This is a genomic window from Shimia fortis, from assembly GCF_040225985.1.
Lineage (GTDB): Bacteria > Pseudomonadota > Alphaproteobacteria > Rhodobacterales > Rhodobacteraceae > Shimia.
In genome coordinates this window covers 114,466-132,706 of the sequence record NZ_JBBPEU010000002.1, presented here as the reverse complement: position 1 = coordinate 132,706, position 18,241 = coordinate 114,466, and the positions used below count along the sequence as shown (strand labels likewise).

Here is an 18,241-nt window from a genome sequence, read left to right as displayed (position 1 = left end):
GATGTCCAAAGACCAACACATCAAGGTGGGCGGTGCGCCCGAGGGGTTTGATGCCCGGCTGATCCTCGACGAGGTGGCGAAATCCGGCGGCCCGGTGCTGCATGTGGCGCGCGACGACAAACGTCTGGCGGCGATGCAGGCGGCGCTGGCCTTTTTCCAGCCGGACATGCCGGTTGTGAGTTTCCCGGGCTGGGATTGTCTGCCCTATGATCGCGTGTCGCCCAATGCCGACATTTCTGCCACCCGCATGGCGACGCTGGCGGGGCTGGTGCACGGGATGCCGCAACGCTTTGTGCTGTTGACCACGCTAAACGCCGCAACCCAGTACGTGCCCGCCCGCGAGGTACTGAAAGAGTCCGCGTTCAAGGCGCAGGTCGGTTACCAGATCGACGAGGCGGCGCTGCGCGCGTTTCTTGTGCGGATGGGTTTCACGCAGGCCCCCACTGTGATGGAGCCGGGCGACTACGCCATTCGCGGCGGGATCATCGACATTTTCCCGCCGGGCGACAGCGGGCCGGTGCGGCTGGACCTGTTCGGCGATGTGCTGGACGGCGCGCGCCGGTTTGATCCGGCCACCCAGCGCACCACCGAAAAGCTGGACATGATCGAACTGGCGCCGGTCTCCGAGGTCATTCTCGATGAGGCGGCGATCACCCGTTTCCGCCAGAATTACCGCATTGAATTCGGTGCGGCGGGCACGGATGATCCCTTGTACGAGGCGATCAGCGCTGGCCGCAAACATCAGGGTGTCGACCATTGGTTGCCGTTCTTCCACGAGAAGCTGGAAACCCTGTTTGATTACCTTCCCGACGCGACGATTTCCCTTGATGATCAATCTGGTGCGGCGCGTCTTTCACGTTGGGACTCGGTGGTGGATCAGTACGAGACCCGTCACCACGCTTTGCAACAGAAGAACCGGATGGACTCGGTCTATAAACCGGTGCCGCCGGGGCTGCTTTATCTGGATGACGGCGCGTGGTATCGCGCGATCGCGGGGCGGCGCGTGCTGCATTTCAACCCGCTTGCGCAGGCCAGCGGGCCGGGTGTGATCGACGCAGGCGGGCGCATCGGGCGCAATTTCTCGCCCGAGCGGCAGCAGGAAAATGTCAGCCTGTTCGGCGCGCTGGCCGATCACATCACGCAGCGCCTGCAAAAGGGCCCCGTACTGGTCGCGAGCTATTCCGAAGGTGCGCGTGAACGTCTGATGGGGCTGATCGAAGACGAAGGTCTTGCCGAAGCAATCCCGATTTCGGACGCGACGCGGATTGGCAAATCGGGTCTGTATCTTGCCGTCTGGGCGCTGGAGCACGGGTTCGTCTCGCCGACCATGACGGTGATCTCGGAACAGGACGTGCTGGGCGACCGCCTGATCCGCGCCCCGCGCAAGAAACGCCGCGCCGAGAACTTTCTGACCGAAACGCAATCCCTGTCGCCGGGCGATCTGGTGGTGCATGTGGACCACGGCATCGGGCGCTATCACGGCCTTGAAGTGATCACCGCCGCAGGTGCCGCGCATGAGTGCATCAGCCTTGAATATGCCGAGAACGCGCGGCTGTACCTGCCGGTCGAAAACATCGAACTTCTGTCGAAATACGGCCATGACGAAGGTCTTCTGGACCGGCTGGGCGGAGGTGCGTGGCAGGCCAAGAAGGCCAAGCTCAAAGAGCGCATCCGCGAGATGGCGGACCGCCTGATCCGCATTGCCGCCGAACGTGCGCTGCGCACTGCGCCCGTGCTTGAGGCGCAGCATCACGCCTGGGAAGAATTCAGCGCGCGTTTTCCCTATACCGAGACCGAGGACCAGCTGCGCGCGATTGGCGATGTGATGGATGATCTGTCCTCGGGGCAGCCGATGGACCGTCTGGTCTGCGGTGATGTGGGGTTTGGCAAGACCGAGGTCGCCATGCGCGCCGCCTTTGTCGCCGCCATGTCGGGGATGCAGGTGGCCGTGGTGGCCCCCACGACCCTTTTGGCGCGCCAGCATTACAAGAGCTTTGCCGACCGCTTCCGCGGTTTTCCGCTGGAGGTACGGGGCCTCTCGCGGTTCATCGGCGCCAAAGAAGCCGAGAAAACCCGCGACGGGCTGGCCCATGGCACGGTGGATATCGTGATCGGCACCCATGCCCTTTTGGCCAAGAACATCCGCTTTCAGAACCTTGGCCTGTTGATCATTGACGAAGAACAGCATTTCGGCGTGGCCCACAAGGAACGCCTGAAACAGTTACGCAGCGACGTGCATGTGCTGACCCTGACGGCAACACCCATTCCGCGCACGTTGCAACTGTCGCTGTCGGGGGTGCGCGACCTGTCGATCATCGGCACGCCGCCCGTCGATCGGCTGGCGATCCGCACCTATGTCAGCGAATTCGATGCGGTCACCATCCGCGAGGCTCTGTTGCGCGAACACTATCGCGGCGGGCAATCCTTCTATGTCGTGCCCCGCATCAGTGATCTGCCCGAGATCGAGGATTTCCTGCGCGAACAGGTGCCCGAGGTGACCTTTATCACCGCCCACGGCCAGATGGCGGCGGGCGAGCTGGATGACCGGATGAACGCCTTCTACGACGGCAAGTACGATGTGTTGCTGGCGACAACCATCGTGGAATCCGGTCTGGATATTCCCACGGCCAACACGATGGTGGTGCACCGCGCCGATATGTTCGGTCTGTCGCAGCTTTATCAAATCCGGGGCAGGGTGGGGCGCTCGAAAACGCGCGCTTATGCCTATCTGACCACCAAGCCGCGCATGAAACTGACGCCCGCCGCCGAGAAACGCCTGCGGGTCTTGGGCTCGCTCGATACGCTTGGTGCGGGGTTCACGCTGGCCAGTCAGGATCTTGATATTCGCGGCGCAGGAAACCTCTTGGGAGAGGAACAGTCCGGCCAGATGCGCGACGTGGGCTATGAACTGTACCAGTCGATGCTGGAAGAGGCGATTGCCAAGATCAAGTCCGGCGAGATGGAGGGTCTCAGCGACGCCGATGGCCAATGGGCGCCGCAGATCAATCTGGGCGTGCCGGTTCTCATCCCCGAGGATTACGTGCCTGATCTCGATGTGCGCCTGGGGCTCTATCGTCGCCTCAGCAGCCTGCACAGCAAGGTCGAACTCGAAGGCTTTGCCGCCGAGTTGATTGACCGCTTCGGCAAGCTCCCGCGCGAGGTCAACACGCTGCTGTTGGTGGTGCGGATCAAGGACATGTGCAAACGCGCCGGGATTGCGAAACTGGACGGCGGCCCCAAGGGGGCAACGATCCAGTTCCACAATGACAAGTTTGCCTCGCCCACCGGGCTGGTTGAATTCATCCAGGATCAGAAGGGTCTTGCCAAGATCAAGGACAACAAGATCGTGGTGCGGCGCGACTGGAAAAAGGAAAGCGACAAGATCAAGGGCGCTTTTGCCATTGCCCGCGATCTGGCCGCCAAGGTCGTGGCCGAGAAGAAACGCGCGAAAGCCGCGCAATCCGCCAAGGGTTAGAACCGTTTTGTGAAGAGCCTTGCCACGGTGCCATTGCGCGTCCTAGGCTGGGCCCATGCTTTCTGAACGGAATATTGCCATGTCCCATTTGCGCAAGGCCGCCACGGCGGGGGCCGTGGTTCTGGGTTTGATCGGGGGCCTGCCCGCCGCCGCACAGACCGCGGATCCGCCCGATATCGACCCGCGCGCCGCCGAGATCGTTGATGCCGCAGGTGCGTTTCTGGCCGAACAGGATACGGTTTCGTTGCGCTGGTTCGTCGCCTATGACGATATCCTTGACGGGCGCGAGAAACTGACCCGTCTGCGCAGCGGCTATAGCCTGCTGGACCGGGAGGGCGGGTATTTCGCCTATGTCGAAGAGGGGCTGAACACGCGCGAACTCTATTTCAACGGCACCACGTTGGCGATCTATGATGTCGAGGAAGACGCCTATGTGCAGGCCCATATCGCGGGCGGGTACGATACGCTGGTCGACCGCGCGGCACAGGAATACGGGCTGGAGATCCCGATCTGGTCGGTGCTGAGCACCCGTTACCGGGACCAGTACCTGCGCGGCGCCGAGAGCGCGACCTATCTGGGTCTCACTCGGATCGGTGGGCAAGAGGCACATCATATCGCGCTAAGTAATTACGACGAGGACTGGCAGGTCTGGGTGGCCACGGACGAGGCCGCGCCGCATTTGCTGATGCTGGTGGGCACGAACCCTTATGTGCAGGGCTGGCCGCAATACCGCGTTTATTTCAGCGACTGGGATTTTGCGCCCGAGATCGGCGAAGATACGTTCACCTTCGCGCCCGGCCCCGACAGCGAACGCATGACCTTGCCGAAACCGTCGGCCGAATAGAGAGGAGCGCAGGATGATCCGGATAGTCTCAGGCCTTCTTATCTTTGTGCTGGCGGTGGCGACGTCGCCTCTTGGGGTGATGGGGTTGTCGTTTGATGCGTCGCGCGCCGAGGCCCGCCCCGGTGGCGGGTTCACCGGCGGCGCGCGACCCGCGCCACGCCCTTCGGGTGGGGCCAAGGCCCGCCCGACCACGCGGCCCTCGGTCAGTCGTCCGTCAACGGGGGGGCGTCCGCCGCAGGCCACCCTTCCGTCGACCCGTCCGGCGCCCGCGCCAAGACCTTCGACACGGCCCGCCCCAAGCACACGCCCGGCCAATCCGTCGGTGCGCCCGCCGGTCGGCACACTTCCTTCGAACCCCGGTGCGACGCGACCAAGCCGCCCCGGTATCAACCCTCCGCCGACCACGCTGCCGGGCGGGGGCAACCGCCCGCCGGGTCTGAAACCGCCGGGCAATGGCAACCGGCCTCCCAACATGGGCCGCCCGCCGGGCGTGAAACCCAAGCCGCCCATTCACCGGCCGCCGGGCTATCGCCCGCCGCACCATCGCCCGCCGGGCTACCGTCCGCCCTATCACAGGCCGCCCTATTACCGACCCCCGCATTACCATTGGGGCAATTATTACTATCACCCAAGTTGGGGCTGGTTCTTCACCGCCGCGCTGGTCGGTTCAACGCTGGTGTTCACGTCCGAGCTGCCGTCGGACAGTGACTGCGAGAAGATCGTCGAGGATGGCGAAACGCTCTATCTTTGCGATGGGGTGCTGTACCGGTCGACCTATTACGAAGACGAAAAGGTCTACGAGATCGTCAGCGACCCCCCCGATGCGCCCGAGCCGGAAACCGTGTTTGGCCTGTCCCTGACCGATCCCATGACCCGCGGGGCCGTGGTGCGTGATCTGCAACAGCGGCTTCAGGATGCGGGCTATGATGTGGGTGCTGTGGACGGGGTGTTCGGCAGTTCGACAGAAACCGCGCTGATGTGGTTCCAGTATGACAACGGGCGCGAGGCCACGGGCATGGTGGATGCAGAGACCGCCGCGCTCTTGGGCTATGAAAACCCCAACCCGCCCCCGCCATCAGGCGACACCGGACCAAGCGACACCGGCGAGGAACCGCAGGAGTGATCCGGGCGAGGGGGTGCTGGCTCAGGCCTGCGCCTCGACCCGTTTCATATAGAGCATCAGGGCGAATCCCAGCGCAGAAGCGAGGCAAATCCCGGCGGCCACGGGCAGGACGGTGCCGTCAAAGGCCAGCCCGATCGGCACCGCAAGTGCCCCACCCAACACGGTGGCAAAGGCGCCCATGACACTGGCCGCTGTGCCCGCCATATGTCCCAGCGGCTCCATCGCGAGCGCGTTGAGGTTGCCAAGGGTCATGCCCGCCATGAAGAACACGGTGGTCTGCCAGACCACGAAGATCAGGAACTGGGTCCAGCCCGCGTCCAATGCAAGGGCCGAAACCACCATCAGGGCCGATAACCCGATCTGCGCGCCAAGGGCGACCGTCACCAGATACCGCATCCCGACCCGTACCACGAGCCACGCGTTCAACAGGCTTGCGCTGCCCGAAACCAGCGCAATCGCCCCGAACCAGAGCGGAAATTCGTCGCCCCGTGCAAAGGTGATGTCATAGATTTGCTGGACCGAGGAAATCATCCCGAACAGGATTGCAAAGCACAGGGACTGCACCATCATCGAGATGCGCACCGCCGGCAGGGCCCACATCTCCTTCATCCCCGCGATCAGCAGCGACAGGCGGAACGGGCGCCGGTCCGCGACGGCCAGCGGTTCGGGCAGGCGGATCGACACCCACAGGACCGAGATGATTGAAAAGATCACGAAAGACAGGAACACGCCACGCCAACCCGCAAACGCAATGATCACCGCCCCGATCGACGGCGCGATGGCGGGCACCAGCGTGAAGATCATCATGGCAAAAGACACGATCCGCGCCATTTCCCGCCCCGAAAACAGGTCACGGATGATGGCCAGCGACACGATCCGCGGGCCTGCCGCCCCGATCCCCTGCACAAGCCGCGCGGCCAGAACCAGTTCGAGCGTCTGGCTGAGCCAGCCGACAAAAGCGCAGATACAATAAAGCAGCGCCCCGCCAATCAGCACCCGCTTGCGCCCGAATGCATCTGACAGCGGGCCGGTGAAAAACGTGCCGATCCCCATGCCCAGCACGAAAGAAGTCAGGATCAATTGCGCGCGGTTCAGGTTGTCCGGGCTCAGTTCGGCGCCGATTTCGGGCAGCGCTGGAAGCATCGCGTCGATCGAGAACGCAATGGTGGCAAACAACATGGCGCAAAGCGCCACGAATTCTGTGCGGGACATCGGAATCGCGGGGGGCATGGAAATACCAAAACTGTTAAGTAACCTGCCACCGCTAGCATGTTGTCAGGAGCATGACCAGTATGGACGCTGCATAGGCCCTTGTGCGGGAATGCCGGGTCGGCGGATCTCAGCCGTGCTTGCGCGGGGGGTCGGGTTCGTCGTCTTCGTTATCGGCGTGGGGCTCTTCCTTGGCCTTGTGATGGCCCAGATGCGCGACCAGCCATTCGGAATGGGCGGCGTGTTTCTCGGCTGTCATTTGGCCAAGCTGCTTGATAACAAAGGCGAAAACCCCAATGCCGACAAAGATATAGACAGTGGTACCAAAGCGGCCCAGAGCAGTTTGCGGCACCAGTTCGCCATAACCGACCGTAGACAGCGTGATCACCGAGAAGAAATAGCTGTCAAGCCAGCTCCAGCCCTCGACATAATGGAAGAACACCGTGCCGCTGCCGACAACGGGGACCAGCAAAAAGAAAACCAGCAGGAAAATTCTTTCGCTTGGCGTCATGCAGGGGCCTGTTGCTCTTTCAGTTCCTCAATCACCTTGACCCAGAGATCCGCCGGTTGGGCGCCGGGCACGGCGTGCTGGTTGCCGACGATGAAGGTCGGCACGGAATTGACGCCCATCTCGCGACTATGGGCATCGCGTTGCCGGATCATGTCCGCATCCGCGTCTGATTTCAACAATTTGCCGATCACCGCCGCATCCAGCCCGGCGCCATCGGCGATGTCACACAGAACCTCGTGATCGCCGATATCGCGGCCCTCTTCGAAATAGGCCTTGAACAGGGCATCCACGACCGCGTCCTGTTTGCCCTCGATCCCGGCCCAGTGGATCAGGCGGTGCGCGTCAATCGTGTTGGGCGTGGTCTGGATCGCGCCAAAGTCGAGCATCAGCCCATCGGCCTGTGCATGTTTGTCGATCTCGGCATAGACCTTGATCGCGTTTTCCTTGCCGCCGAACTTGGTTTCAAGATAGGTGCGCCGGTCCATGCCTTCGGCAGGCATGTCGGGGTTCAGCTGGAACGGGTGCCATTCGATCGTGAACGGGTGGTCCGGCACCTGGGCCAGCGCCTTTTCCAGACGGGTCTTGCCGATATAGCACCAGGGGCAGATGGGGTCGGAAAGGATGTCGAGCTTGATCATGTCTTGGCCTCGAAAGTCTCGCGCAGGGCGCGGCGGCTGAGTTTGCCGTTGGGGTTGGTTGGCAGGGCAGGTAGCCGCTTGTAAAGTCTGGGTTGTTTGTAACGGGCCAGATTGCTTTGCGCAAACGCCTTGAGCGCGGCCTCGTCCAGATCCTCGGCAGCGGTGTAAAAGGCCGCGATGACGCGCGTGTCGGCCTTGATCTCGACATCGGTCACACCCACGGCGGCTATGCCGGGGAAACGGGCCAGCGCGCCCTCGACCTCGAGCGGGGAAACGCGAAACCCGCCCGCGTTCATCATGTCATCGGCGCGGCCCGCATAGGTGATGTAGAAATCTGCATCCATCACGCCCTGATCGCCGGTCAGGAACCAGTCGCCCTGAAACCGCGCGGCGGTGTCCTCGGGCGCGCCGTAGTACCCCAGCATCAGCCCCGGATCGCGCCGGTCCACGGCAATCGTGCCCTCGGTGCCTAGGGGAACAGGGCCGTTATCATCCACGATGGCAATCCGCCGCCCCGCCTGTGGTGTGCCCAGCGTGCCGGGATGGGCCGGCGAGGTGGGGCTGGCCGAGATGAAGGTGGAACATTCCGACATGCCATAGGCCTCGTAGAGCGCTGTGCCGGTGTCGTTGAACCATTCCTCGCGGATGGTTTCCGACAGTTTCTCGCCTGCGGTCAGGCCATGGCGCAGGTCGGGCAGGTGGATGTCGGGGTGATCTGACAGCATCTTTCGATAAACCCCCGGCGCGGCGGCAAAGATCGTCGCTTTGTGGGTCTTCAGCAGCTTGGGCAGATCGTGCAGGTCCACGCCCTTGTCGGGGATCAGCGCCGTCGCGCCCACCGACCACGGGTCCATCAGGCCGGTGCCCAGCGTGAAGGTCCAGTTGAATGCCCCCGCATGCATGAGCCGGTCCGATGGCTGCAACCCGTACCAGCCCTGATGCATCATCTGGCGCGCCCAGATGGCGCGGTGGGCATGGCAGACAGCACGCGGCTGGCCCGAGGTGCCCGAGGTGTAAACGATATACCCCAGACGTTCTGGATCACCCATGTGAAAGGCGGCGGGCGGCAGGGTGCGCATGTCTTCCAGCGTAGCGGTGTCAAGCTGGGGAATGCCCGGCGTGTCGGGGCAGGCGATGTTTGGGTCGCGCAGGATCGCGGCGGGCGACAGCTCGGCCACCATCTTGGCCACTTCCGGCGCGGTCAGTTGGGACGAGGTCGGCACCGGCACCAGCCCGACCGCAATCGCCCCGAGATAGGCAATCGGGAACTCGACGGTATTGCCAAGCCGCATCAGCACGATATCTCCGGGGGTAAGTCCCTGTTGCAACAGGCCGGTGCCGGTGCCAAGGATTGCGGATTTGATCGCGCCATAGCTCCAGGTCTGCGCATCGTTCATCGAGATCACGGACAGCGCGGTCTTGTCGGCCAGAGCATCGGCATGGGCCAGCACATGAGCTGCCATGTTGAACGGGGTCGGGGCGGTCGCAGGTGCGCCTTGATCGAAAATGGAAAGCATGACTGACCTCGTACGGGCAGGGAACGGCAGTTGCAAGTGGGACAGGCCCCGCGCTAGAAGGACCACATGACAGATAAAGATCCCAAATCGCTGATCAAGGTGGCGCGCGAAAGCGGCCATCATGACCACGTCGAACCGCTTGATCTGGGGTTGCGTGTGCGCGAACTTCGCAAGGCACGCAACTGGACGCTGGAACAGGCGGCGACGCAGGCCGGTTTGGCGCGCTCGACCCTGTCCAAGATCGAGAACGGCCAGATGTCACCCACCTATGACGCGCTGAAAAAGCTGGCGGTGGGGCTGGAAATCTCGGTGCCGCAACTGTTCACGCCGCCTCAGAAAAGCCAGGTCAACGGCCGCATGTCGGTGGTGAAATCGGGCGAGGGCGTGCATCAGGCCACCGTGACCTACGAGCATGAATTGCTGGCGGAATCCCTCACCAAGAAATCCATGCTGCCCTACCGCGCCCGCGTGCGGGCCCGTTCGATCGATGAATTCGATGGCTGGGTGCGCCATGACGGCGAAGAGTTTCTCTATGTGCTGACCGGTGTGATCCAGCTTTACACCGAATTCTATGAACCCGTCGAAATGCGCCGCGGCGACAGCGCCTATTACGACGCCTCGATGGGGCATAACGTGATCTCGGTCTCCGAAGAGGATGCGAATATCCTCTGGGTGACGTCGTTGGTTTAAGGTCCTGCTTTTAAAGGGCTTTAATCTTTCCAACGGTGCTTTTGAAACATTCCGGAAACGGTGTGTTTCCCTGCTCTCGAGCAAAATGTGTAAAAATTTTGGCAAAATTGCACTATAACTGCGGCGTCTGGCTGCCACGATCCAAAGAAGGCGACACCTGCGCGGTGTGGTGGCCACACCCATCAGCATAATTTGCGCGAGGAACAGTCAATGCCGGAAACTTCAAAGATTTTTTCCGTTGAGCATGACGGGTTGTCCTATACCGTCACCGTCTATCAGGATGAAGACGGGTTCCACGCGGATATTGCCGTGAACGACGGTGCCATGGACGTGAACGCCATTTACTATGGCGATGACGATTTTTCCGGCGACAGCGAGAAGTTGAGTGGCCCGCTCAACATGAACGGGGCGGATCTGGATGGGGAAGACGTGCAGTGGGACAGCGCCATTGAGTTGAGCCGTCCCGGTCTTGGGCGCGAAGGCGAAGACAAGGAAACCTATCTGACCGAAGGCGACACCCTGACCATTGATTTGGATATCAGCAGTCTGGACGAAATCGATGTTTTCGGGATCCGCGCGACCTCGACCACCACCGAAGAAGGGTCAATCAAGCACGTGATGGACGACCCAGAAGAACCCGAGGAACCGGAAGAACCCACCTTCGATAAGGTCGGATTCGGATATGACCTGTACGACAACGGCGTCATTTCGAACGGGGTCTATATTTCGGACGAAAACCTACCCGAGGATGAAGAACCGACTTTTGCCAACTATGTCGGGGCCTTCGAGGACAATGGCGGCGAGGTGCAAGAGCTCGAGTCCGTGGTGTTCTTTGAAATGGTTCAGAGCGATACGGGCGAAGAATACCCCAGCGAAATCTTTCGGCTGGATGCGCCCGAAGGCGGCTATGCAAGTTCTGACGAACTTCTTGCGGACTTTGACGAAGCCGTTGCCAGTGGTGCCTTCGAGCTTGAAGGGGCCGGCGATGAGGGGCTGGAAATGATGGCAGCCCTGAGCCTTGATGTGCCTGAGGACGAATATGCCACCCCAGAGGACGAAATCGCAGACGAAGACCCGGCGATCGAAATCGCATAACCTGTCAGTGCACCAAGCTCGCCTGCCTGTCTGACATCGGCAGGCACGGAGCGCCTCAGTGCAGGGACCAGAGCGAGATGATCCCGACAAGGATCAGGCTCAGCGCCCAGACCACATCAAGGTTGAACCAGCTTTTCGACAGGAACCGCAAACCCAACCATTTGTAGACGGCAACCGCCAGAACACCCCCTGATGCGGTCATGGCAAGTGTGTGGGCCACGGCCACGGATAGCGCGATCATAGCGTTTCCCGTCATGAGATCCGAGGCCGCCGCGTGGCCCGCGTCTGTCTCGATGGTGCGACAGATCCCTAGATAGATCGGCACCAGCATCAAACCTGCCCCGTGGGCAATCGCCGACAGGAACGACCACAGCGCCAGACGCGACGGCGGCACCCGGGCCAGAAACCGCGGATGCCGCGGGTTGATCAACAGGTAAACCCCAAGCGCGATCACCAGACAGGCCGCGCCGGTCTGGATGGCACTCTGCCACTCGGCCAGAAACAGCAGCACGGTAAAGGGGAACAGGATGGCTGCCATGGCCAGAAAATGCCCCAGCGCAAGCGCCAGAAGCGCCCGCGCGAGGCTGCCGCTTTTCCGCTCCATCAACGCGGCCGACACCGCCAGCGGCCACCCCATGCCGGGATTGACCCCATGATATATTCCCGAGGCGATCACGGCCCACCAAAGGGCCGCCGCCGTAGTTATGTCCGTCACGCGTCAGACAGAGGGATAGCAGAAACTGTCCGTCGAACAGTCGCCTCCTTCAAGGCGGATCTGGTGGCTGCGGTACCCTTTCGGGAATTCGACGTAGAAATCCTGGTCCAGTTCCAGACCACCGTTTTCTCCGACATGGGCCATGACCATCTGGCCGCCTTCATCGTCCGGATAGAACTGGTCATCCCATGTCGAATAGAGCGAATTCGTCCAGTAGACGCGTTTCCCGTCGCGGCTGATCTCTACCATCTGCGGGCCATAGACAAAGTCTTTGCCATTGGGATGTTTCGCCCCGCGCGCAATGCCGCCGATTTCGACCTTGCCGGTCAGCTTGGGGTTCATCGGGTCCGAGACGTCATACTGGTGCATCTCGCCCTGACCCCAACAGGCGACATAGAGAAACTTGTCATCAAGGCTGAGGTCGATATCCGTCACAAGCGGCGGTACGGCCTCGAAGCCCTGCAGCAAGGGCGGGAGGTTTTCGGCCTTTTCAGGACGGGGATCGATGGTGATCGTCTTTTTGGCCTCAAACGTGCCGTCGTCTTTCTGCCACCACGTAAAGATCGCGCCTTGCAGGTTGGTTGTGTCGACCACCACGCCGCAGAAGCCGTAATCCTTGGCCGGATCATGGGCCGGACGGATTTCGAGCGCCATCTGGTGGTTGGCCCCAAGGTCGATTGTCTGCACATTGCGCCGTTCACGCAGGTTCCAGAAATGGATCTTGTGCCCGTATTTGTTCGATAGCAAATCTTCGGCCACGATGCCGTTCTCGAATTGTGGCGGCAGGCCCCATTCGGAACTCACCATGTAATCGCGCGGCAGGTTCCACCAGAAATCATAGTGCTTGTCCTGTTCGCCGCGGTCCATCTCGTAGCGGCCCAGGATTTCGAAAGTCTCGCAATCCATGATGAAGATACCCGGTGGGCCATCTGTCCCGTCCGGGCCACCTCCACCCAGCGTGGACACATAGATGCCTTCCGGTCCGCAATGGATCGTGTGGGGGCGTGAATATCCGGTCTTTGCAAAAACCTCTTCGGGTTCGATGATCTTGTGGATTTTCGCCGCAAGCGGCTCTTTGACGTCGATGACGTAAATGCGCGAACTGCGAATGCCCGGGATGATCAGGTAACGGCGTTCCAGAAATGCATGCCCGGAAAGCGGTGACAGAGATGAGGAACAGGCGTTCCACCCGAAATGGTGAAATTCGTCACCCTTGTTCGGCATGATGACCTGATGCACAATCTGGCCATAAGTCTTTGATTTCGGATCTACATCCACAACCGCCAGCCCGTCAGGCTGGGATCCGTCGGGACTGAGCATCAAGGTAAAGGCCAGCGTTTCGGCGGGCGCTTCCATGGCAAGTTTCGGGGTCGCGTGAAAAGTCGGATCGGGTCTCAGATTCATTAAAAATTCCTCCCAGGGTCGATGCCTAATATTTTGGCATGCGACACGGTGTCACACAAAATGCAGTCGCGCAAAACAATTCTATGTGGGGAAGTCCCGACCAAACGGGCGGATTGGCCGAATGTTTTCCTATTTCTTGCCGATAAGGTCCATCGTCACCTCCCGCCCAAACGCGCGTTCGGCGTTGCGATAGGCAATCTTTTCGGCCACGTCGCGCGGCAGTTTCGCCAGCCAGCGCCGGTTCGAGGCGATAATTTCTGCATAGTCTTCCCATTGGCCGTTCACCCATGTGTCGCTGCCCACCATTAGGCGGTCCTGAAAGGCGTAGATGATCTTTTGCCACTCGGGATTCAGCCCGTCGCCGGAAGTGTCGATTTCATATTCGCGCAGCGAGGTGTCTGCCATCAGCGTGGGAAACGCCTCCATCACGCGATAGACATTGCGGGCGCTTTCACCCAACCCCGCATGCGCCCAGATCATCTTGACCTCCGGGTCAAGCTCGTACAGCCACGCCACAGCCGCCGCGCCGGTGTGAACGTGCAGATAGATATCCCGTTCTTTGGCCATGCGGATCACCTCACGGAACAGCGGTTCGTCGAACGGGTCCAGCCGATGAATGTGGAATTCGCCAATGCCCTGATGGGGATAGCGGGCCAGTCTGTCTTCCAGATAGCCGACGATGGTTTCGGACTGGGTCCAGTTGCCGGAATTCACGTCGCCATGATAGGGGCGCAACTCGGGCACGATGCGGTTCGGGGCGTATTCCCACAGCATGATCGTGCCTTCATCCGGCGTGGACGACACCAGCCCCATCGCCACGCCCGAGCGGTCCATCAACTCGATCACGCTGGGGACCGGAAAGGCCTCCCACGCGGGTTCCTTGTAATGGACATGGGCGTCGAAAATTGGCACCGACTGGATGGCGTCCCCGATCGGGGCGTCAGCCAGAGCGGGCGCGGAAAGGGCAAGGGCTGTGGTGAGGGCAAAGGCACGGGCAAAAGGGGGCATGGCGGGGTCCAGGTCTTGCGATGGTCCCCCAAGCATGGCCCAATCCCGCTTGTTTTCAAGCTTTGCCTGTCAAAGCGGTCTCGTCAGAGTTCAGCAAGCGTGGTCGCAAGATCGCCGTATCCGGTAAAACGACGCTCAAAGGCCAGACCCAGACGGTTTGCACAGACGCGTGCTTTTTCGGTCAGGGCGGGGTCGTCCGTCTGGGCCTGATAGACCAGCTTGGTATAATTCCCGAAATACATGTCTTTCAGCTCAGGATGACGGTCCAACCCCATGGGTTTCCATACAAAAGCGTCAAACTGCCGGACAAGGAAGTCGGTCAGGTAAAAGGCTGTGAACTCGTCTTCGGCAATTTCGGCAAAGCGGTCATTGCCTTCGAAAAAGCTATAGCAATGCGGCCCCGCGACCATCTCGACCCCAAGGTTTTCGCATTCCTGCTGCAACAGTCCACCGGTGCCGCAATCGGCGTAGACCACGAAAATCTCGTCATAGGTGTCGCGATGTTTGGTCACCGCCTCGCGCACGGCGGCGGGGATTTTTTCGGGGGTCACGTGGTAGATCGCGGGCAGACAGGTCAGGTCCATGTGATCCCAGCGATTGGCGGTCTTGAGATCAAGGATTTCGCGTGCCAGTGCCCCGCAGGCGATCAGCAGGATCCGGCCCGCGCGCCGGTCCAGCGCCAAACCTTCCTGGGTCAGCATGTCATCCGAGGGCTGGGGCATGGGACCACCTTTCTGAAACAAAAACGACCCGCCGGGGAGGAGGGCGGGCCGTGGGATGCGATGGGCGCAGACCCGAGGGAGGGATCAGGCGTTCATCGAGTTGTGTTTGCGCGCGACGAATTCTTTGGCGGTTTCGACCGCCACAGCCGCGTCACGGCAATAGGCGTCGGCGCCAATGGCCTTGCCGAATTCCTCGTTCAGGGGCGCACCACCCACCAGAACGGTAAAGTCGTCGCGGATGCCCTGTTCGACCATCGTGTCGATCACGACCTTCATGTAGGGCATGGTGGTGGTCAGCAGGGCCGACATGCCAAGGATGTCGGGCTTGTGCTCTTCGAGGGCTTCAAGATAGTTCTCGACCGGGTTGTTGATGCCCAGATCGACCACTTCAAAGCCTGCGCCTTCCATCATCATGCCGACAAGGTTCTTGCCGATGTCGTGGATGTCGCCCTTGACGGTGCCGATCACCATCGACCCCATGCGCGGTGCGCCGGTCTCGGCCAGCAGCGGCTTGAGGATGCCCATGCCGCCCTTCATCGCGTTAGCGGCCAGCAGAACCTCGGGCACGAACAGGATCCCGTCGCGGAAGTCGGCGCCCACGATGGTCATGCCGCCCACGAGGGCCTCGGTCAGGATCTTGTAGGGTTCCCAGCCGCGTTCCAGCAGGATGTTCACACCTTCTTCGATCTCTTCCTTGAGACCGTCGTAAAGGTCGTCGAACATCTGTTGAACCAGTTCCTCGTCGTCCAGTTCCGACAGGATGATATCGTCTTCTTCCGACATGGGCGTTCCTTATAGTTTCGGGCGCGCGCGCCTGTTTGGGTCACTTTTGACCACCATTCGTCTTTTTGCGGCAACCCGACTGTCAAAATTGCGACATGGCCGACGCTGAGACCGACTTATAGCGATGAAAGCGCGCCCGTGGTGTGAATAATTTTCAGGGTTGTCATGAGGTAGATTGCAAATGTTCCGTTTTTGTTCTAACAATTTGCCATGCAAAACAAGGACGCAGGCATAATCGACCCCGATCGGCGGCGGGGACGCGGCGCGATCAGCAATGCGAGTGGCCGCTATGATGCGACTCGGGTTGAGGAACATGATGGCTGGGATATCCCGCTGGAACGGGCAGCGTTCCGGACCGAGTTGCGCCTTGAACCCGCAAAAACCATCCTGACCCGCAACAGCTCGCCCGATGTGCCCTTTGACCGGTCGCTGAACCCGTATCGCGGCTGTGAACATGGCTGCATCTATTGTTTCGCGCGCCCGACGCATGCCTATCTCGGCCTGTCGCCCGGGCTTGATTTCGAGACCCGCCTGATCGGGCGCCCAAACGCCGCCGCCCTGTTGGAAAAGACACTTCGCCGCAAAGGGTACCGGGTGGACACGCTGGCCGTGGGGACCAACACCGATCCCTATCAGCCCGTTGAAAAAGAACAGAAAATCTGGCGCGCCTGCCTGGAAGTGCTGGACCGGTTCGATCACCCGGTCGGCATCGTGACCAAAGGGTCCTTGATCGAGCGTGACATCGACATCCTGTCGCGCATGGCCGCACGCAACCTTGTGCATGTGGGCATCTCCGTCACCACGCTGGACCCGCACCTGTCGCGCCTGATGGAACCCCGCGTGCCCGCACCTGCGCGCCGCCTGACCACGATCCGGCGCCTGTCCGAGGCTGGCATTCCGGTTCGGGTGATGATGGCGCCGGTTCTGCCAGGTCTGACCGACACCGAGATCGAGGCACTGCTTGGGGCAGGGGCCGCCGCCGGGGCACATGCGGCCAGTTGGATCATGCTGCGCCTGCCGCTTGAGGTTGCGCCGCTGTTTCGCGAATGGCTTGAGGCGTATTTCCCAGACCGGGCCAAACGCGTCATGGCGCGGGTCCGCGAGATGCACGGCGGCGAGGATTATCGCGCCGACTGGGGCCGCCGGATGCGGGGCGAGGGGCATTATGCCGACATGATCGCCCTGCGCTTCAAACGCGCCATGCGCGCGCAGGGGCTGGCGGACAAACTGCCCGGGCTCGACAAGACCCTGTTCTGTCCGCCCCTGTCCAAGGGGGATCAACTGGCGTTGTTCTAATCGCGCCCTTCCACAAAGGCGTGGATCTCTGCGCGGCCAAAAATCCGCAGCTTGGAATTGCCCACCAGAAGGATTTGCAGGCGCTGCATGTCCAGAAGGGGGGTCATGTCCACCTCGGGCAGGTCCGGTGCGCGCAGCATCTGCACGTCATCAAAGCGGCGCAGCATCGACAGATCCAGCGGTTGCTGCGGCAGCGTCAGGGAATGCAGGCCCGTCAGCCCTGCAAGCGGCGTAATGTCCAGAACGGCGGTCTGTTTGAACAACAGTTTGCGCAAGCTGTGCAGATCGGCCAGCGGGCTTAGATCCGTCACGCGCGTGTTGTTGAACACCAGCGTGCGCAGCGCCGTGGCATCGCGCAGCGGCTCGAGGCTGTTGACCGAGGTGTCCTGAATTTCGACTTCTCTCAGGGCTGGTTTTCCGGCCAGCGCAGAGAGATCCCGCAGCCGCGATCCATCGGCGTGGACCTCCTGCAAGCCGGTCGCGTTTTCCAGACCTGCCAGCGTGGTGATCGGCAGGTTGCGGACATAGAGCGTTTCCAGCTTGGTCATGCCGGCCAGAGGCCGCAGATCGGCCACGTTGGAAAAAGACACGTCCAGAAACCGCATCTCGGTCATAGACGCCAGCGGTGAAAGGTCCGCCACATCGGTGTGAAACAGGAACAACCGTTCCATCTTGGTCATGTTGCGCAGCGGCGCGACAGAGGTGATCGGCGTGTCGGCCAGTTCCAGACTCTGCAGGTTGACCAGCTTCCCGATGGGCAGGTTGATCAGCCATTTGTTCCCGCGCAGGGAAAGCCGGGTCAATTGCACAAGATCACTGACCGGACGCAGCGAGGTTTTCTGCAACCGGTTCAGTCGCAGGCTTTCAAGGGCAGGAAGGTCGTGCAGCGGGGTCAGATCGGGCACGTTCATCTCGCCCAGCGTGAGCGATCGGATCGTGGGGTGCCCGCCAATCGGTGTAATGTCGATCGGGGTGCCGCGGGATTTGAAGGATCCCCGGATGCGCAGCGTCTCAAGGTTGGAAAACGCGTGCACCACGGACAGCGGAGGATGGCCTTCCTCAAGCTTGAGGGTCAGGTCCGTGGCGTCCCGGTCGATGCATTTCTTGCCAATATCTATGCAGTCAGAGGCGAGGGCGGCCGTGGTGGTGAAGCAGATAAATAGAAATGAAACCAGTGCCTTAAACATAAGAACCTCGTGTGAAATCCGGCG

Annotated in this window: 16 protein-coding genes; 6 read left to right on the top strand and 10 right to left on the bottom strand. The window is 61.2% G+C overall.

Features of this window, described 5'->3' with window-relative positions:
- The first annotated feature begins 1 nt into the window (after window position 1).
- The 3 genes from mfd (at window position 2) to WNE31_RS03840 (ending at window position 5,442) form a co-directional block, all read left to right on the top strand.
- A complete protein-coding gene (gene mfd, locus WNE31_RS03850; RefSeq protein WP_349978382.1) occupies window positions 2-3,475 on the top strand; it encodes a transcription-repair coupling factor in 3,474 nt (1,157 codons plus the stop codon).
- Window positions 3,476-3,554: 79 nt separating this feature from the next.
- Window positions 3,555-4,319 carry a DUF2092 domain-containing protein gene (locus tag WNE31_RS03845; RefSeq protein WP_349978381.1) on the top strand — a complete coding sequence of 255 codons (765 nt, stop codon included), beginning with the start codon at window positions 3,555-3,557 and terminating at the stop codon, window positions 4,317-4,319.
- A gap of 13 nt (window positions 4,320-4,332) precedes the next feature.
- The gene (locus tag WNE31_RS03840; RefSeq protein ID WP_349978380.1) at window positions 4,333-5,442 is read left to right on the top strand and encodes a peptidoglycan-binding protein; all 1,110 of its coding nucleotides are present in this window, start codon (window positions 4,333-4,335) and stop codon (window positions 5,440-5,442) included.
- A gap of 21 nt (window positions 5,443-5,463) precedes the next feature.
- On the opposite strand, the gene WNE31_RS03835 is transcribed toward WNE31_RS03840, so the two are convergent.
- The 4 genes from WNE31_RS03835 to WNE31_RS03820 all read right to left on the bottom strand — a co-directional run bounded on the left by WNE31_RS03835 (window position 5,464) and on the right by WNE31_RS03820 (window position 9,317).
- Window positions 5,464-6,654, bottom strand: a complete 1,191-nt coding sequence (locus WNE31_RS03835) for a multidrug effflux MFS transporter (protein ID WP_349978379.1) — start codon at window positions 6,652-6,654, stop codon at window positions 5,464-5,466.
- A gap of 127 nt (window positions 6,655-6,781) precedes the next feature.
- On the bottom strand, window positions 6,782-7,162 hold the full coding sequence (locus WNE31_RS03830) for a potassium channel family protein (RefSeq protein WP_349978378.1): 381 nt from the start codon (window positions 7,160-7,162) through the stop codon (window positions 6,782-6,784).
- Window positions 7,159-7,800: a DsbA family oxidoreductase gene (locus WNE31_RS03825; protein WP_349978377.1), complete on the bottom strand. Its 642-nt coding sequence runs from the start codon at window positions 7,798-7,800 to the stop codon at window positions 7,159-7,161. Before WNE31_RS03825 ends, WNE31_RS03830 begins: the two co-directional genes overlap by 4 nt.
- Window positions 7,797-9,317: a class I adenylate-forming enzyme family protein gene (locus tag WNE31_RS03820; protein WP_349978376.1), complete on the bottom strand. Its 1,521-nt coding sequence runs from the start codon at window positions 9,315-9,317 to the stop codon at window positions 7,797-7,799. The genes WNE31_RS03825 and WNE31_RS03820 overlap by 4 nt, the downstream gene beginning before the upstream one ends.
- Before the next feature lie 66 nt (window positions 9,318-9,383).
- Between WNE31_RS03820 and WNE31_RS03815 the strand changes: the two genes are divergently transcribed.
- Both WNE31_RS03815 and WNE31_RS03810 read left to right on the top strand, forming a co-directional pair.
- Window positions 9,384-10,007, top strand: a complete 624-nt coding sequence (locus WNE31_RS03815) for a helix-turn-helix domain-containing protein (protein ID WP_349978375.1) — start codon at window positions 9,384-9,386, stop codon at window positions 10,005-10,007.
- 210 nt (window positions 10,008-10,217) lie between these two features.
- Window positions 10,218-11,102, top strand: a complete 885-nt coding sequence (locus WNE31_RS03810; RefSeq protein WP_349978374.1) for a hypothetical protein — start codon at window positions 10,218-10,220, stop codon at window positions 11,100-11,102.
- 55 nt (window positions 11,103-11,157) lie between these two features.
- Here WNE31_RS03810 and WNE31_RS03805 read toward each other — a convergent pair whose 3' ends face one another.
- From WNE31_RS03805 to WNE31_RS03785, 5 genes are all read right to left on the bottom strand, one after another.
- Complete coding sequence (locus WNE31_RS03805; protein WP_349978373.1) at window positions 11,158-11,817, bottom strand: hypothetical protein; 660 nt, start codon at window positions 11,815-11,817, stop codon at window positions 11,158-11,160.
- Between the two features lie 3 nt (window positions 11,818-11,820).
- Window positions 11,821-13,221 (bottom strand): selenium-binding protein SBP56-related protein, encoded by a 1,401-nt coding sequence (locus WNE31_RS03800; RefSeq protein WP_349978372.1) that lies wholly within the window; start codon window positions 13,219-13,221, stop codon window positions 11,821-11,823.
- A gap of 129 nt (window positions 13,222-13,350) precedes the next feature.
- On the bottom strand, window positions 13,351-14,229 hold the full coding sequence (locus WNE31_RS03795) for an amidohydrolase family protein (protein WP_349978371.1): 879 nt from the start codon (window positions 14,227-14,229) through the stop codon (window positions 13,351-13,353).
- Window positions 14,230-14,312: 83 nt separating this feature from the next.
- The gene (locus tag WNE31_RS03790) at window positions 14,313-14,951 is read right to left on the bottom strand and encodes a DUF1638 domain-containing protein (RefSeq protein WP_349978370.1); all 639 of its coding nucleotides are present in this window, start codon (window positions 14,949-14,951) and stop codon (window positions 14,313-14,315) included.
- 84 nt (window positions 14,952-15,035) lie between these two features.
- Window positions 15,036-15,734, bottom strand: coding sequence for a corrinoid protein (locus tag WNE31_RS03785; RefSeq protein WP_349978369.1), 699 nt, complete (start codon window positions 15,732-15,734; stop codon window positions 15,036-15,038).
- Window positions 15,735-15,944: 210 nt separating this feature from the next.
- On the opposite strand from WNE31_RS03785, the gene WNE31_RS03780 reads away from it, so the two are divergent.
- Complete coding sequence (locus tag WNE31_RS03780; protein ID WP_349978368.1) at window positions 15,945-17,030, top strand: PA0069 family radical SAM protein; 1,086 nt, start codon at window positions 15,945-15,947, stop codon at window positions 17,028-17,030.
- Here the strand turns inward: WNE31_RS03780 and WNE31_RS03775 are convergent.
- A complete protein-coding gene (locus tag WNE31_RS03775) occupies window positions 17,027-18,217 on the bottom strand; it encodes a leucine-rich repeat domain-containing protein (RefSeq protein ID WP_349978367.1) in 1,191 nt (396 codons plus the stop codon). The genes WNE31_RS03780 and WNE31_RS03775 overlap by 4 nt on opposite strands.
- Between the last annotated feature and the right edge of the window lie 24 nt (window positions 18,218-18,241).